This window comes from Prevotella amnii DSM 23384 = JCM 14753 (assembly GCF_000378745.1).
GTDB classification, from domain to species: domain Bacteria; phylum Bacteroidota; class Bacteroidia; order Bacteroidales; family Bacteroidaceae; genus Prevotella; species Prevotella amnii.
The window spans coordinates 1-16,854 of sequence record NZ_KB905269.1 but is presented as its reverse complement, the minus strand read 5'-3'; the positions used below and the strand labels follow the sequence as shown (position 1 = coordinate 16,854).

The 16,854-nt window shown below is 43.4% G+C and carries 14 protein-coding genes, 1 tRNA gene and 2 pseudogenes; 9 read left to right on the top strand and 8 right to left on the bottom strand.

The window, feature by feature from the left end; all coding sequences use genetic code 11:
* Positions 1-30: 30 nt before the first annotated feature.
* The 3 genes from F596_RS0102515 to F596_RS10765 form a co-directional block, all read right to left on the bottom strand.
* On the bottom strand, positions 31-1,260 hold the full coding sequence (locus F596_RS0102515) for a beta-ketoacyl-[acyl-carrier-protein] synthase family protein (protein ID WP_026302355.1): 1,230 nt from the start codon (positions 1,258-1,260) through the stop codon (positions 31-33).
* 54 nt (positions 1,261-1,314) lie between these two features.
* Positions 1,315-2,043 carry a flexirubin biosynthesis SDR family reductase FlxB gene (gene flxB / locus F596_RS0102510; RefSeq protein WP_024992596.1) on the bottom strand — a complete coding sequence of 243 codons (729 nt, stop codon included), beginning with the start codon at positions 2,041-2,043 and terminating at the stop codon, positions 1,315-1,317.
* 297 nt (positions 2,044-2,340) lie between these two features.
* Entirely contained in the window at positions 2,341-2,712 is a 372-nt protein-coding gene (locus F596_RS10765) for a hypothetical protein (protein WP_019035739.1), read from the bottom strand.
* A gap of 342 nt (positions 2,713-3,054) precedes the next feature.
* Here F596_RS10765 and tnpA point away from each other — a divergent pair, with 342 nt between their 5' ends.
* The 7 genes from tnpA to F596_RS0102465 all read left to right on the top strand — a co-directional run bounded on the left by tnpA (position 3,055) and on the right by F596_RS0102465 (position 10,838).
* A complete protein-coding gene (gene tnpA / locus F596_RS0102495; RefSeq protein ID WP_004292844.1) occupies positions 3,055-3,990 on the top strand; it encodes a transposon Tn4555 protein TnpA in 936 nt (311 codons plus the stop codon).
* A 141-nt stretch (positions 3,991-4,131) separates the two neighbouring features.
* Positions 4,132-5,250 carry a tyrosine-type recombinase/integrase gene (locus tag F596_RS0102490; protein ID WP_004338318.1) on the top strand — a complete coding sequence of 373 codons (1,119 nt, stop codon included), beginning with the start codon at positions 4,132-4,134 and terminating at the stop codon, positions 5,248-5,250.
* 247 nt (positions 5,251-5,497) lie between these two features.
* Positions 5,498-6,355: a transposon Tn4555 protein TnpC gene (gene tnpC, locus F596_RS0102485; RefSeq protein WP_004339687.1), complete on the top strand. Its 858-nt coding sequence runs from the start codon at positions 5,498-5,500 to the stop codon at positions 6,353-6,355.
* 199 nt (positions 6,356-6,554) lie between these two features.
* Entirely contained in the window at positions 6,555-6,929 is a 375-nt protein-coding gene (locus F596_RS0102480) for an excisionase family DNA-binding protein (RefSeq protein ID WP_004338328.1), read from the top strand.
* Between the two features lie 5 nt (positions 6,930-6,934).
* Positions 6,935-8,032: an AAA family ATPase gene (locus F596_RS0102475; RefSeq protein ID WP_004338330.1), complete on the top strand. Its 1,098-nt coding sequence runs from the start codon at positions 6,935-6,937 to the stop codon at positions 8,030-8,032.
* 3 nt (positions 8,033-8,035) lie between these two features.
* Complete coding sequence (locus tag F596_RS0102470) at positions 8,036-9,151, top strand: DUF6371 domain-containing protein (protein WP_004292742.1); 1,116 nt, start codon at positions 8,036-8,038, stop codon at positions 9,149-9,151.
* A 283-nt stretch (positions 9,152-9,434) separates the two neighbouring features.
* Positions 9,435-10,838: a hypothetical protein gene (locus F596_RS0102465; protein WP_004339684.1), complete on the top strand. Its 1,404-nt coding sequence runs from the start codon at positions 9,435-9,437 to the stop codon at positions 10,836-10,838.
* A 92-nt stretch (positions 10,839-10,930) separates the two neighbouring features.
* Here the strand turns inward: F596_RS0102465 and F596_RS0102460 are convergent.
* The 5 genes and pseudogenes from F596_RS0102460 to rsfS all read right to left on the bottom strand — a co-directional run.
* Positions 10,931-11,812: pseudogene (locus F596_RS0102460) on the bottom strand (CfxA family broad-spectrum class A beta-lactamase); the annotation flags it as partial.
* A 496-nt stretch (positions 11,813-12,308) separates the two neighbouring features.
* Positions 12,309-12,701, bottom strand: a complete 393-nt coding sequence (locus F596_RS0102455; protein ID WP_008446515.1) for a SprT-like domain-containing protein — start codon at positions 12,699-12,701, stop codon at positions 12,309-12,311.
* A gap of 65 nt (positions 12,702-12,766) precedes the next feature.
* Positions 12,767-13,633 (bottom strand): phosphatidate cytidylyltransferase, encoded by an 867-nt coding sequence (locus F596_RS0102450; protein ID WP_019035735.1) that lies wholly within the window; start codon positions 13,631-13,633, stop codon positions 12,767-12,769.
* A gap of 5 nt (positions 13,634-13,638) precedes the next feature.
* Positions 13,639-15,759, bottom strand: a complete 2,121-nt coding sequence (gene ftsH / locus F596_RS0102445) for an ATP-dependent zinc metalloprotease FtsH (protein WP_019035734.1) — start codon at positions 15,757-15,759, stop codon at positions 13,639-13,641.
* 59 nt (positions 15,760-15,818) lie between these two features.
* Positions 15,819-16,178: a ribosome silencing factor gene (gene rsfS / locus F596_RS0102440; protein WP_008446690.1), complete on the bottom strand. Its 360-nt coding sequence runs from the start codon at positions 16,176-16,178 to the stop codon at positions 15,819-15,821.
* A 217-nt stretch (positions 16,179-16,395) separates the two neighbouring features.
* Between rsfS and F596_RS0102430 the strand changes: the two genes are divergently transcribed.
* Positions 16,396-16,469 (top strand) — tRNA-Gln (locus tag F596_RS0102430).
* A 182-nt stretch (positions 16,470-16,651) separates the two neighbouring features.
* Positions 16,652-16,854, top strand: a pseudogene (locus F596_RS10760) (ISAon1 family transposase N-terminal region protein); the annotation flags it as partial.

Sequence of the window (16,854 nt, the reverse complement as noted above, 5' to 3'; positions counted from 1 at the left end):
TTAAAAAGTTTTTGTTTTATTATTAAATAGTTATTTTATTTTTTTTATTATTAATGCCGAGTTGGTACCACCAAAACCAAAGCTATTGCTAAGCACCGTATTAACCTCTGTGTCTATAGTCTTTGCTGCTATATTCAGCTTAGAAGAATACTCGTCAGGATTTTCAAAATTGATATTTGGTGCTACAAAGTTATCTTGCATCATTAATGTGCTATAAACTATCTCTGAAGCACCTGCCATCCAGCATTCATGACCCGTCATACTCTTTGTAGAAGATATTAAAGCATGCTTACCTTCAAACATTCTATTTAAAGCTATAGCCTCATACATATCGCCCTGATGAGTGCTCGTAGCATGAGCGTTGATGTAATCTATATCATCTACGCTTAAACCTGCCATAGCTAAAGCTCTGCTCATAGCTATCACACTACCATCATCGGAAGGCTGACTAATAATACCTCCACCATTACTTGAAAAGCCATAACCCACTACCTCCGCAAGGATATTAGCACCCCTTGCCTTAGCATGATCATAATCCTCTAATACCAAAGAGGCTGCACCACCACTTGGTATTAACCCATCACGATCACGATCGAAAGGTCTGCTCGACTTCGTTGGCTCGTCCATTCTTATAGAAAAAGCTCCAAGAGCATCAAAAGAAGCCATAGAATAATAGTTAGTTTCCTGAGCACCACCACAAAGCACCATGTCCTGCAAGCCTTGCTTTATCATCATAAAGCCCAAACCTATAGAATGGCTACCACTGGCACAAGCAGAACTAACGGTAAAGTTTACCCCACGCAAATGGAATATAGTACTAAGATTCATGTTCACTGTAGAATTCATCGACTGAAAGATAACACCATACCCTAACATAGCCGAGTCGTGTTTCTCGTCCATTATCTTTGAAGCCTCTATTACTGGCTTTGCAGAAGAGTCGTTACCAAAAATACAACCCACCTCGTTCTTTAACAAGTATTCATCTGATACACCTGCTTGAGAAAAAGCCTGCAGACTAGACATATAAGCATATTTTGCCTCTTCCGACATACCTGCACGAGTATGCCTATCCAGCATTTTCTTTGTTATAACAGGCTCTTCCACTATTCCTGTAAGAGCCGAACGATAACCATACCCTAAACGCTCTTTCTGAAGACCTATGCCCGACTTGCCTGAACGCAACGACAACTTAACAGCTTCAAGGTCTGTACCTAAGCAAGACCAAATGCCCATTCCGGTAATAACTACTCTTCTTTCCATCTATATTCTGTTTCTTACGCCTAACTTTCTTAAATAGCTTTCTTATTTTTCTTCTTATGTATATAAACCTCCATTAATACTAATTACCTCGCCCGTAATATAAGCAGCATCGTCAGATGATAAATATTCTACCAGTGATGCTACCTCCTCAGAAGTACCAAACCTACCCACAGGCACCAGCTTCTTTAGCTCTTCCTTTGGTAAGTCTTGCGTCATGTCAGTGTCTATAAAGCCGGGAGCTACAGCGTTTACCGTAATGTTACGCGGAGCTACCTCTAACGCCAATGCCTTTGTAGCACCTATTAAAGCAGCTTTTGCCGCACTATAATTTACCTGACCTGCCATGCCCTTTAGCCCTGAAAGAGAAGAAACGTTTATTATCCTGCCTCCATGCTTACGCGGCATCATGTGCTTTAGCAAACGCCTCGTAACATAGAAAAAACCATTTAAGGTAATATCAAGCACTTCTCGCCACTCCTCATCTGACATCATAAACATAACATTGTCCTTACGAATGCCGGCATTGTTTACCAACAACGAAATATACTCACCCTGATGATTATCCTCCCAAGAGCTAAGAGCCAAATCTGTCTGTTTACTATCGGAAACATCAAAAGGTAAAAGCTCTGCACTGCCTCCCTTTTCCTCTATTAAAGCCTTTACTTCGTTTGCCTTGTCAGCCCTCGAACAGTAATTGATTATTATTTTATATTTAGAAGATAAGCGCAATGCTATAGCACGACCAATGCCACGTGAAGCCCCTGTTATTAAAGCATATTTCATATTTTTTGTCATATTTTCTAATCTTTTATAAAGCACCACTTAAATGTCATAAGCAGCAAGTAAAGAAAAAAGTATTTTTATATATATTTAATTTATTTGCAAATGTATATAAAAAAACAGAAAAAACAGAAAACATTTTGGCTTTTTTCGATGTAAAAACGACATTTATTACAGCAAGCATCACGTTAACTTACATCACAAAAAAAGAAGTGTATATATTACTATTATCCCTATATAACTCCTCTCGCCATGCAAAGACAAAAGCAAATATATACACCCTCTTTATGTTATAACCCTTTAAAACTCGAAGAACACTTTAAAATTTCCAGCTATTTTCTCACCTTTATTTCCTAAAGCTATTCCTCCTAATGCTACGTTAACAGCTTGCCCTTTTCTTCCTACACCTATACGAAGACCTAAAGATGCTTCACTGTATGCATCTTTTAATACTCCTGCCAAGCTGTAACCTGCTTTTACTTCTACAAAAGGAGAAACCCTTTTACTTAAGAAGTTATAACGAAAATGTGCATATACAGGAAGAAGATAATCTAAAGCACGCTCATCATAAGCTAATCTTGTTAGGTAAGCAACACCTCCACCTAAGAAAATATGAGAATTAAACTGGTAACCATGACTTGTAAATACTTTTACTCTTGTATTTATAACCATAGAACAACCAAAACTAATCAGAAATATCCGAGTGTAAATCTTTAATTACCAGCATATTCTAAAATTTAACACTTTTCGGTTGCCATTTGTCGCTTCCCAAATTTCCACATATTTTTGAGACGTATTTCTGACGTGGAGAATTTGCGGGGCTTGTTTTTTGTCACACCGTGCAGACAGTTGACAAGGGTTTACAACCGTTTACGACAAGCGACAATAACCGCCCCGATATGCGGAAACAGTCACACTGTGTAGAAAAGCGACAATGGTTGACTTCCGTTCACATCCGTTTACCATTTCAGAGATATAGGATTGAAGAAATGAACCATTAAACGATAAAACGGTATGAAAGCAACCAGAAAATGCAGTTTTTGCGGCAAGTCCTTTGTAACCCGAAGCGGTATGCAAAGATATTGCAGTGAGGCTTGTCAGGCAGAAGCCAAACGAGCCAGAGTGATGCAGAAGAACAACCTCTTCAAAGTCGCCCAACCCTTGATGGAGATACAGCATCAGGAGTATCTCACCTTTTCCAAAGCAGCCATCCTCATGGGCTGTTCCCGACAGTACATTTACAAACTTGTAGCCATCGGCAAGCTGAAAGCCTCACGCATCAGCAACCGCATGGCATTCATCCGCAGAGCCGACATCGAGCAGATGTTGGAGGGCAATCCCTATCACCGCATCCTGCCCGGCAACACCTCCACACCAAGGAAATCATCTTCATCTTCCTTACCTGCCAAAAGAGAAAAAAGGGAAAAGGAAAGCGAAGAAGTGTTGGACTTCTATTCGGGCGAGGAGGTGATGTCCCTTTTTAAGGTAAAGCAGTCATGGCTTTACACTTCCGCCAAGCGTAACCATATCCCCATCTGCCGTATCGCAGGAAAGAACTATTACAGCAAGAAGCATATTGACGAGTTTTTCGGTGTGGCAGTTGATATTAGCGAAATTACCGACTGGCTACTGACCGAGGAGGTGGAGGAACTGTTCGGCATGAAGCCGACCGCACTCCGTGCCTACACCTATCGCCATAAGATACCCACTAAAAGAGAGTACGGGCGTACCTATTACTCCAAATCACATTTGAACGAACTCCGCAGAACTGACCTTGTGAACGATGAACGCTACTATACCGTTGAGCAGGTGCAGCAAATCTATGGTCTTTCGTCAGCCAACATCTGCCATATCGTCAAGGTGAAGCACATCGAAAAGATAAAGGTGGGTGTGAAAAACCTGCTTTTGCGCTCAGATGTGGAGCGTGTCATGGCTGAAAGGAACAAATAACCGTGAAAAATCGGGATTATCGAAAATTATTTCAAAATGATGTATCGTGGAGGTATTCACGGATATTTCACGTTGTTCCTTTGCCATCGGAAACATGGATACAACTCCAAAATGTATACAACCAATTAAAACATAATTATTATGAGTAAATGCAAAACAGTTACCTTGCGTAAGCGCAAGATTAAGAACGGGACACAGTATTCACTATGCCTTGACTACTATCCCGGCTACCGTGACAATGTCACCATGAGAGTGATTACACGTGAAGCCTTAGGAATTTACATCTTCGCCAAACCTGCAAACCAGCAGGAACGGGACTTCAACGCACGCATGATGAAGAAAGCGGTCATCCTGCGCAACCAGCGCTACGAAGCCATTTTCAATGAAAACAACGGCTTTTTTGACAAGACCAAGATGAAGGGCGATTTCCTTGCCTATTTCAAAGGACTGGCTGACCGCAAGAATATCAAGTGGCAGCACGTATACAAGCATTTCCAGCGGTTCGTGAACGGCAAATGCACCTTTGAGGAGGTGGATGTGGATTTGTGCCGCAAGTTCATGGAATACCTGCTTGATGCACCCCAATCCATCCACACCAACCAAAAGCTGCACATCAACTCCGCAGCAGGCTATTGGTCAACTTTCCGTGCCGTGCTGCACACCGCCTACCGTGACAGGAAGATAAAGGAGAACCCAAACGGCTTCTTAGACCGCATCGAGTGCATTCCCACCATCAGGGAGCATTTGAGCCAAGAGGAACTGATACGGCTTGCCGAAACACCCTGTGAGGAGGAGGTCTTGAAAAAAGCTTTTCTTTTCGCCTGTCTTACGGGACTGAGAAAGAGCGACATCAGACAGCTCACGTGGCAGCAGATACAACCATACACCAACGGCAGGATGTTCGTTACCACCCGTATGCAGAAAACCAAAGAAATAGTGCATAACCCCATCAGTGATGAAGCCTATGGACTGCTGGGAGAACGGGGCGAGGGACTTATCTTTGAGGATTTCAAGGACAAGATGCTGCAAGGACCACTCCAACGGTGGCTCACGGCAGCAGGGATAACCAAGAAAATCACCTTTCACTGTACCCGCCACAGCTTCGGAAGCCTGCACGTGGAAATGGGAACGGACATGGCTGTCATCCAAGCCTATCTCGGACATAAGAACATTACCACCACACAAATCTATTCCAAGATAGCAGCGCAGCAGATGTGTCAGGTGGTGGACAAGATAACCTTGAAGCGCAAGGAGGCATAAATGTCTCACATTGACAGGTATTCAGAGGGGCGGTTATGGCTACAAGGCTATAATCGCCCCTCTATGTTTTTGGCTTGATGCCACCATTTATAAGCCCCTCAGAGTATGAAACAGAGTATGATATGATGACATTTCGTGAAATACATTGAAAAAGACCGTTCTAACCGCAAATAACGGGCAGTAATTGGGAAAAATAGCATTAACTTTGCACAAAATAATACAGGAACATTCAATCTCTCAACGAAATATGGAATCATCAATCAAGGACAAATACATCATCTTGGGCTTTGTCGGCTTCGCCATCGTCCTAATATCTTCCATTGCCACGCTGGTAATAGCGGACAGCTTCAACCAAGACAACTTTGTCAGGTGGATAGTATTCGTATGCTGTAACCTGTTGGGATGGTTGCTCTATCTCTCCTTTCAGACACTTATCTTTGATACATACGAAATCTACAAAATCAAGTTCGGCAAGAAAGAAACGATTGCCGAAGCCATAGAGGTGCAGGAAGAACTGTCACAAAATACACTTGAAGAAGCCACATCTGTGCCTGGACCTACATCAGTCCCTGAGCCTGTACCCGAATCATCCCCGACAAAAGAAGAGACACTTATCCAAACACAACCGATAGAGCTTACTATCGCCCCGGATCTTCACGAAAAGAACCGTGCCAATTACGCAAGCAGAGAGCAACGGGAAAAGGAAGAGCGCATCCGCATGGTCATGGAGTATTGCCATTATTACCTGCCTCGCATTGCCGACCAAGAAACCGTGAACCACATCTGTACTGAGGTGGACAAATGGATGAATCTTAACACTTATACCCCGAAGCCCATACAAAGACCGTTTACCAAAGACATCAACAACATTCCACTCCGTCACTTCGTATGGAATATCTCTGAGCGTTTCCTGTACAAGAGATACTACAATGGGGATAACCGTGCCAAGTTCATCAAAGCCCTTTTCCCGAAATCGTTTGCTGATACAGACTTATCAACCATCAAGAATTTCAAGGTAGAGCCGTTAAAGACGGAAATTCCCATTGATGAACCCGAAAACGGCAAACTTGATTTCCACTATCCCGAGGATTATGTGCGGAATTAGGATAATCACGACACCAACGACAACCATCCGGTAACTCATAACCGCCTGTTTTACATCGTTTCCCGAGTAATTTTACCCGTCATTTATGGCTGGGCTTAATTATTCGGGAATTATTTTGCAATGACGTGTCGTGGAGATATTCACGGATATATCATTTCAGTCCTTTGCGCCAAGTCTTACAAAAGAGACGAGTACGCGAATGGAAAAATCAATTCTTACCTTCAACGACCTCCCCGAGGTTGTCGCTCAGCTTCGAGACGAAGTGATGAGCCTGAAAAGCCTGCTCGCCGAGCAGCGCAGTGTGAACAATGCCAAAACGGTGGACACCCACGTGCCCATGTCTGTGGACGAGGCAGCAGAGTATTTAGGTATCCCTAAGGGTACGCTCTACATGAAACTGTCAGAAGGGACAATCCCTGCCACCAAGCCCGGCAAACGCTATTGCCTTTACCGTGACGAACTGGACAAGTGGCTGGAAACCGCCCGAAAGAATCCCATACCGTTGTCAGACGAGGAACTGAACAAGTCCTTATCCTCTTCCCACCGTCGCAAGCCCAACCCACGTAACTGGTGAATGATATGGAAGAGGATAAGAACTATATCAACCTGATACGTGGCGACCTCACAAAAGCATCCCAAGCGCATAACGGTATGCCCGACAGTGTAGGCATGATGAATATCAAGACGGCAAACCAAACCATTCTTGAAGCATCGTTATTGCCTACGCCCCGTGCGCTGTGGGACAGCTTTTGGTACGAGGGGGAACTCTCCTGCTTGTTTGCCGATTCCAACGTGGGCAAGTCCATCCTTGCCGTGCAGATAGCCGACCGCATCGCCCGAACCGACAATGTGCTGTATCTGGACTTTGAACTGTCCGAAAAGCAGTTCCAGCTCCGCTATACCAACGAGCATGGAGAGCTCTACACCTTTCCCGACAAAATCTATCGGGTGTCTATTGACTGCAACCAGCTTTTGGATGCCAACTTTGAGGAAGCTATCATAGGCGGCATTGAACAGATGGCTGTGCAGACCGACTGCAAGATTTTCATCATTGACAATCTTACCTACCTGTGTTGCGCCATGGAGAAAGGCGATGCCGCAGGACGGCTGATGATTCAGCTGAACAATCTCAAAAAGAGATATGCGCTCTCTATCCTTGTCCTGGCACATACGCCCAAACGCTCTTTGGATTGTCCCATCACATCCAACGACCTTGCCGGAAGCAAACGGCTCTACAATTTCTTTGACAGCGTGTTCACCATTGGAAAAAGTGCCCAAGACGGAGGGCTTCGCTATGTGAAGCAGCTTAAAGTGCGCTATGGCACGTTCTCTCATGATGCGGATAATGTAATCGTTTACGAGATTGACAAGGTGGATGCTTTCTTGCAGTTCGTGTTCAGGGGCTATTCCACGGAAAAGGAACACTTGAAAAAATTGGGCGACAATGAATCAAGCCAAAGGGATTGCCAAATTCTGCAACTCTCCCAATCGGGCAAGTCCGTCAGGGAGATAGCCTCACAGGTGAATTGTGGCAAGTCCACCGTAAACCGTATCATCCAGCGCAGCAAAGAGAGTAAAAACGCAGGTGTCCCAAGTGTCCCACTGTCCCAACCCTTAGAGTGTGGGACAATGGGACAGGATGGGACAGCCGACAATCAACCATCAAAAACGGACTAAGCTATGGGCAATTATTCATTACAGAAGTATAAAGGAACGGCAACACGGCATACCTGCCCCAAATGCGGAGACAGGCATTCTTTCGTCTATTACGTGGACGAAAATAATGTGCCGTTGCATCCATCGGTCGGCAGATGTAACCACGAAAGCGGTTGTGGGTATCACTACACTCCGAAAGAGTATTTTCAAGAGCATCCTGAACACAGAACTACCAATGATTTCTCTTTTGACAGGCAAAGAGCAGAGCAGAAGAAAGTGAAGCAGCAAAGTAAGCCGACAGCCATCGGCTATATTCCCCCTCACTATGTGGAGAAGTCGCAAAGCGAGCGTAGCAATTTCTTCCGTTTCCTCTTCACACTCCTTACTTCCTACTATGGCGACAAGGCGAAAGAGGTGTTGAAGCGGTTGTTGGAGGAATACCGTTTGGGGGCTACCCGTGACGGCTCTGTTATCTTTTGGCAGATAGACAGGACGGGCAAGGTACGCACGGGAAAGGTGATGCAGTACAATCCCGAAGACGGACACCGTATCAAGGGAGGACAGACATCGGCAGTGAACTGGATACACAGCATATTGAAAAAGCAGCGTGTGTTGGCAGAGGATTGGCAACTATCCCAATGCCTTTTCGGGGAACACTTGTTGAAAACGCATCCCGACAAGGTGGTGGTCTTGGTGGAATCCGAGAAGAGTGCCGTTATCGGTTCTGCTATCTTCCCCGATTATGTATGGCTGGCTACGGGTGGTAAGAGTCAGATGAGAGAAGAGAAACTCCGTGTACTGTCAGGGCGAACCGTGCTTCTCTTTCCCGATGCCGATGCTTATGCCGAGTGGAAACAGCGAGCCGAGAGCATGTACTTTTGTAAGGTGGTGGTTTCGGACATCATCGAAAGGAATGCCACCCCGAAACAAAAAGAAGCCCATATCGACATAGCCGATTGGATTATCTTTCAGATACGGGAGGGCAAGGTGATGAGTACAGCCAACCACTTGGTCGAGGCTGAGAGAATCCTCCAGCGGATGATAGAGAAGAATCCCGTCCTGCAAAAACTGATAGACGATTTAGACCTTGTGCTGGTCGGTGCATCTCCAATCGGCAACGATGATGAAAAACCTCCCTGACGGAGGAGAGCGGAAGCCGTAGGCTGGAGTTTGCAGACAATGGCTTGCCATTGATATAGCCCACTATAACTACACGCTCCGCTTACGTAGTTGTGGGCTCTCCCGAGGGGATTAGGGTTTTACCCTAATGACCCACTCAGGGCGTTTCTCCCCTGAGAACCCAGAGCAAAGAGTAACCCTCTCTTTGCAATCTCCGCTTATGGGTTGCACCCCTAAGAACCCCATGCGTTTACGGACAGCGGAAAAGCAAACAATAAAGTACAAACCCAAAAAACAAGTATCTATGGCAACAAAATCAAGCATACATATCAAGCCCTGCAATATCGCATCGAGTGAGGCTCACAACAGGAGGACTGCCGAATACATGCGCCACATCGGAGAGTCCAGAACCTATGTGGTTCCAGAACTCTCCACCGATAATGAGCAGTGGATAAATCCCGACTTCGGCAGTCCGGATTTGCGGATGCATTATGACAATATCAGACAGATGGTAAAGGAAAAGACCGGACGTGCCATGCAGGAAAAGGAGCGTGAACGCAAAGGCAAGAACGGTAAAATAGTCAAGATTGCGGGATGCTCCCCCATACGTGAAGGAGTGCTGCTTGTCAGGTCGGACACCACACTGGCAGACGTGCGTAAATTCGGTGAGGAGTGTCAAAGACGCTGGGGAATCACACCGCTGCAAATCTTCCTGCACAAGGATGAAGGGCATTGGCTGAACGGTCAGCCGGAAGCGGAAGACAGGGAAAGCTTCAAAGTCGGGGACAGATGGTTCAAGCCGAACTATCATGCCCATATCGTTTTCGACTGGATGAACCACGAAACAGGAAAGAGCCGAAAGCTCAATGACGATGACATGATGCAGATGCAGACCCTTGCATCCGACATCCTGCTGATGGAACGCGGGCAGTCAAAGGCTGTCACTGGTAAGGAGCATCTGGAACGGAACGACTTTATCATTGAGAAGCAGAAAGCTGAACTGCAACGCATGGATGCAGCCAAACGGCACAAAGAAGAACAGATAAATCTTGCCGAGCAGGAACTGAAACAGGTGAAATCAGAAATACGCACTGACAAGTTAAAGAAGACAGCCACCACGGCAGCGACAGCCATAACTAGTGGAGTTGCTTCTCTTTTCGGGAGTGGAAAACTGAAAGAACTGGAACGTGCCAACGAAAAACTGCAAGACGAGGTTTCAAAACGGAACACCAATATTGAAAAATTGCAGAGCCAAGTACAGCAGATGCAGAAACAGCATGATACGCAAATCCACAATCTCAGAGAAATGCACAGGCAGGAACTTGACATGAAAGAAAAAGAACTGTCACGGCTCGCCAGAATCATAGACAAGGCTTTCAGGTGGTTTCCGATGTTCAGGGAAATGCTGCGCATGGAAAAGTTTTGTGCCATGCTGGGATTCTCTAAAGAAATGACTGAAAGTCTTATAGTCAAAAAAGAAGCCCTGAAATGTAGCGGTAAAATCTATTCCGAGCAACACAGGCGGAACTTTGATATAAAGGATGATATTTTAAGGGTGGAAAATGACCCTGACGATGAAAGCAGGCTGAACCTGACAATAAACAGGAAGCCGATTGCCGACTGGTTCAGGGAGCAATGGCACAGGCTTAGATATGGAGCAAGAGTGCCGCAACAGGAAGAAAGAAAAAGTAGAGGATTCAAATTATAATAGAAGCAATTTGATTAGTAATCTAAAAGCACTCCGATAACGATTAGAGTGCTTTTAGATTGTTTATCATTAATTATCAAAGCAAGTGCAGTTTAAGATTTTACTGAAGTTTGCATTAATAAAGAATATACTACAGCTGATATATGCGCAACATATTGTGACGCTTGTGATTCATTTCCCTTGAAATCCTTAACAAATACCGCTAAGGTATAACTGATATTATTAGGCAGACATATATAGGCAACATCATTGTGAGCTGCAAGAACACCATTTTCATTAACATCACCTGAACCTGTCTTATGCGCTATAACAACCCCTTCTTTATCAAGAAGTGGAGCTGCTATCCTATCTACACCTGTTTTGCATTCTTTTAACGTATTCTTAATGAAACTTTGTTTCTCATCATCGATAAGACCTTCAGTAAACAAACGATTCATCAACATTGCAGCACCAAGAGGAGATGTATAGTTAGAGTAAGCCTTGTTATGGTCAGCCGACATTTCCTCTTCCGTATAAGCTATCTGAAAACTTGAACGAGGAATGAGTGTGGCTATAAAACTATCTGTTTGAGCGACATTAACCATATCCTTAAACATAAGGTTGCTTGCATTGTTGTCACTCTGAGTAAGAGTATAACGCAGCAAATCTCTCACTGTCAATGATATGACTGGCCCTGAATAATCTTTCAGCATAGGACTCCAAGTCTTTGGGTCAAGTTTATCCCTATTTATATTTACTAAGGTATCAAGTGAAATTCCTTTATTGTCAAAGTCATTACAAAGAGCTAATGCCTGATGAACCTTAAACACACTCATCATAGGATAAACACTCTTATTATTGACCTTAACCGTATCTCTGTTATTAACAATAACCGCCACACCAATTTCGCCAGGACAAGCTGAGACAATTTGAGAAATGCTATCAGTCAAAACATTTGTTAAAGGAGGATTTGCGCTATCTGATGCTGACGACTGTTTGACATTCCAATATTGAGCACCAAAGCCTACAAACCCTTTATAACCTCTTTTTGCAACACCAGCAGGCTCATCATCATCTTCGTCTTGAGATAAGCCATTTACCTCTTTTGTAATCTTGCTTATATCCTTATAAACAAGTATATTATCCTCTTGTGCTTGCATCTTAACAGGCTCGTTTGATACCATGTCCATACTTGTACCATTTAAAGCGCTACCATCTTTAAGACAAACCTCCTCTTGTGAGCTTCGTGCCATACCCGCTAATGTAAAACCTAACATAAGCGCAGCGAATAAAACCTTTTTTGACATAATGAAAATATTATTTAGTTAAACTTATATATATTTATATCGCTACAAAGATACACTTTTTAAAAAAAAGAATTTACCCCCCCCATTTTTTAACTTTTCATAACATACTGGTGATAATTACACACACGTCTCTTAAAAGTTTACACCTTACAAGAGGGGTAACTGTTATAAACAAAAAGAAACATCATGGCTCAACCATCTCTTTTAAGTTTCTTTGCTTAACAGAAACAGACACATGCCTACCGTGCCGTGTGTTTACTACACTCATCAAGCTCCGAAATATCTTACCATGAGCAGAAGAATCTCTTATACCTTTATAAGCTATATAATAATGTATCATCTCATGTATTATAACATCATCTAAAGCATCTTGTAAAAGGTCATAAGCCGTAGAAATGCTTATACGAAAGTCGTAATACTCTATATGTCCAAGCCTTACCTTCCTTTTATACGCCATCTGTCCTAACCTTGTCTTTGCTCGAGAGAGCTTTATGACGGGTATGGGCAGACAATCGTCAAAAATCTGATGATTATACTTTTTAAAACTTTCTTCTATATAAGAAACGCTTGCTATCATTAGTCGGGGAAAAAAATAAAAGTCATATAACTCCTAAGAACGATTATATGACTTTTAGCTTATTCTTAAAATTGGCTTAACGTATAAAGGTATACCACCACTGCAGGAATGGCAAGCAAAGAGGAGTCGAAACGATCTAACATACCGCCATGCCCGGGCAAAATCTTACCACTATCTTTTACACCTATTGTTCGCTTAAAGAGGCTTTCCACCAAGTCGCCCCATGTGCCAAACACTACTACTACCACACCTAAACCTATCCATACCATGATGTCCATACCCTTAGTTCCTGCGCCATTAGCTCCATAATGACCTATGAGAGCTGCCACGATAATGCTTAGCACACCTCCTCCTATGCTCCCTTCCCAGCTCTTTGCGGGAGAAATGCGTGGAAAAAGCTTATGCCTTCCTAATAACGACCCTGTGCAATATGCCCCTGTGTCGTTTGCCCAAAGCAATATAAAGACGCTTAAAGGTAAAAGCATATTTGCCGATCCTCCCACACTAACATCACCGTTTCCGAAGGCAAGTATGTTTATCAAAGACAGCGGAAAGGCTATATACATCTGTCCCAGCATGGTATAAGCCCACGAAAGGATAGGACTCTCGTTTTTAAGATATAGCTCTGCCACAAAAAGATATATAACACAAAGTATATAAGGCACAAAAACTACAAAGCTACTCACCATACCCACCTCTAAAACAGCAACGGCTAAAAAGAAATAAACACCTGCCACAGTAGATATAAAACGATTTATCCTTACGCCTTTAATCCCGTTTACCAGCCCTGCATATTCCCATATAGTAAGCCCTGTTATAAGGGCAAAGAGCCCTATCATAAAGTCGGCACGGGTAAAGCTACAAAGTATTACCACTACGAATAATATGCCAAAGACGGCTCGAGTAATAAAATTGCGCTGCTTATCTGTCATGGCTCCTATTCTCCTTTCTTATCATTATCTATACCACTACCTTCCTTAGAGCTTTCCTTAGGCGATGCTCCGCCTAAAGGTGCTTCCTCCTGCTTAGAACCTTCACCGTCCTGCTTAGCCCGTAAAGCTGCCTCATGCTCTGCCTGTGCCTGCTTTACTGCTTCTGGCATATCCTCTAACTTAGGCTGAGATGCCTGTTCTGCCTCCATAATCTCTTGCGAACGGCTCACCCAAGGACGTTTGCCAAATATCTCTTCTACGTCTTCTACCATTATCACCTCACGGTCAATAAGCACCTGTGCCAGCTTGTTATGACCCTCTTTATGCTCTGTAAGTATATCTTTAGCACGTTTATACTGCTCGTTTACCATTTTAAGCACTTCCTCGTCTATTACCTTTGCCGTTGTTTCAGAATAAGGTTTTTGGAAGCCGTACTCATCGTTATTATAATAACATATATTAGGTAAACGCTCGCTCATACCTGCATAAGCTATCATTCCGAAAGCACTTTTTGTAGCACGCTCTAAGTCGTTCATAGCACCCGTAGAGATATGACCCGTAAAAAGCTCTTCTGCTGCCCTACCACCAAGCAAAGCACACATCTCGTCTAACATCTGTTCCTTTGTTGTTATAGGACGTTCTTCAGGCAAATACCATGCTGCACCTAAGGCTTGCCCACGAGGCACTATGCTCACCTTAATAAGCGGATTGGCATGCTCACAAAACCAGCTTATAGTGGCATGACCAGCCTCATGAAGAGCTATGGTGCGCTTCTCGTCAGTCGTTATTACCTTTGTCTTCTTCTCTAAGCCTCCCACGATACGGTCTATGGCTTCAAGGAAATGCTGCTTACCTACATGCTTATCGCTATGACGTGCTGCTATAAGCGCAGCCTCGTTACATACATTTGCTATATCTGCACCCGAGAAGCCCGGCGTTTGACGAGATAAAAGGTCTACATCTACAGTAGAATCGTACTTTATCTTGCTCATGTGCACCTTAAAAATGGCTTTACGCTCAGGAAGGTCGGGCAAGTCTACATGTATCTGGCGGTCGAAACGCCCAGCACGCAACAACGCCTTATCGAGCATATCCACACGGTTAGTAGCTGCCATGACGATAACCCCCGAGTTAGTACCAAAGCCGTCCATCTCTGTAAGCAAGGCGTTAAGAGTGTTCTCACGCTCGTCATTACCTCCCATAGAGGGATTCTTTGAACGGGCTCTACCCACGGCGTCTATCTCGTCTATAAAGATTATACAAGGAGCTTTTTCCTTTGCTTGGTGGAAAACATCACGAACACGGCTCGCACCCACACCTACAAACATCTCCACAAAGTCCGACCCGCTCATAGAAAAGAAAGGCACACCAGCCTCGCCAGCTACTGCCTTTGCCAGCAACGTCTTACCTGTTCCCGGCGGACCTATAAGCAATGCTCCCGCAGGAATCTTACCTCCTAAGTCTGTATATTTACCCGGATTTTTCAAAAACTCCACTATCTCTTCCACTTCCTGCTTGGCTCCTTCCTGCCCGGCTACATCTTTAAAGGTGATGCCCATCTCGTTACCTCGCTCATATAGCTTAGCCTTCGACTTGCCTACACTGAAAACGCCGCCGCCGCCAGCACCGCCGCCCATCTTACGCATTAAGAACCACCAAACACCAAAGATTAATATCCACGGTATTAAGCTACCAAAAATATCAAAAAAGCCATTACTCGACTCGTTGTCATAGCTAAAACTGCTTATCTTATGCTGTGCTATGGCTTGAGTAAGGAATGTCTCTAAATTGTCTACCGATCCGAATTGCACGGTAACGTATGGCGCATTACCTGTTTGCTTAGGACCTTGCTTGAATATGTCGCGTATGTGATTAGGTGCCACATACATCTTTAGCTCGTTTTTGGTCTTGTTTACTACAACACGCGTAGCATACCCCTTTTGCACATATTGCTTAAAGGCTGTATAGTCTTTTTCAGCACTTATGCTGGAAGAAAACAGTCCGTTTCCACCTCCTGAAAATACTACTAATGCTAAAACGAGAATTACAAGCACATAGATCCACGTCATGTTAAATCGTGGCATCTTGGGCTTATTTGGCTTGTTGTTGGGTTTTTTATTGATCATTTCTTTTTATTGGTTTCAAAATAGGTTATAAACACTTATCTTAACGGCTTACCTTTAGCTTAATCGACATCTTGCACACAAGTTATCTTAGCATCAGCCCAAAGATGTTCCAAATCGTAAAAAGCACGAGTTTCTGGCAGAAAGATATGCACTAAGACATCTACAAAGTCTATCGCCACCCACTGATTATTCCCCAGACCTACACAGCTTACAGGCTTCTCGCCGGTAGTTTCTCTAACATAGTCGCTCACCGAGCCTGCTATAGCTTCCACCTGAGTGGGAGAACTACCCTGACAGATTACAAAATTACGACATATTGCGCCGTCTATATCTGATAGGTCTGCAATAACTATGCCACAACCTTTCTTGTCTTGAATACCTTTTATTATTAAGCTTACTAATCGTTTTGTTTCTTCCATCTATATATGTATATATAATATAATAAGTTACAAAGTTACAGTAATTAGCATGAAGTGCAAAATAAATTTATTTTATTTTACTTTTATAAAAGGTCTTATCACATTTATAAAAGGCAAAACACTTTTTTTCCTATATTTTTTTCTTAAAATTTTGCGTTTTACGAAAAAAGATATAACTTTGCAACTGCAATCTTAGCACAGATGCTTATCCAAACCTTGGGATATGGTGTAATGGTAACACTACAGATTCTGGTCCTGTCATTCCTGGTTCGAATCCGGGTATCCCAACCATAAAAGTAATTAATAGTCCTATCTGTTAATTACTTTTTTCTTATTTACCCAAACTTCTCTCATATACTGTTCCTTAACACATAGGCATATATAAAAGAAAGAAAGGGGTCAGTCCTAAAACCCAGTTGCAAGCCCTCTCCTCTCAGGCACATAATTTCATAAGTATTTGTTATCTTTGCATCATGAAGAATCACCAATTATTACGTTGCATCTTTCCAGATGTACTTGCCGACTACTTTGATGTTGTCGATATTCAAGAGAGTGTTTCGCAGATTGACTTTTGGATTGACGAGCGTAACTTTATGGAAAAGTCAGACCATAAGTTAGGCACTGTAAGCAGTTATGGTTTTACCAGCGAGCGTGTTATTCAGGACTTTCCCCTTCG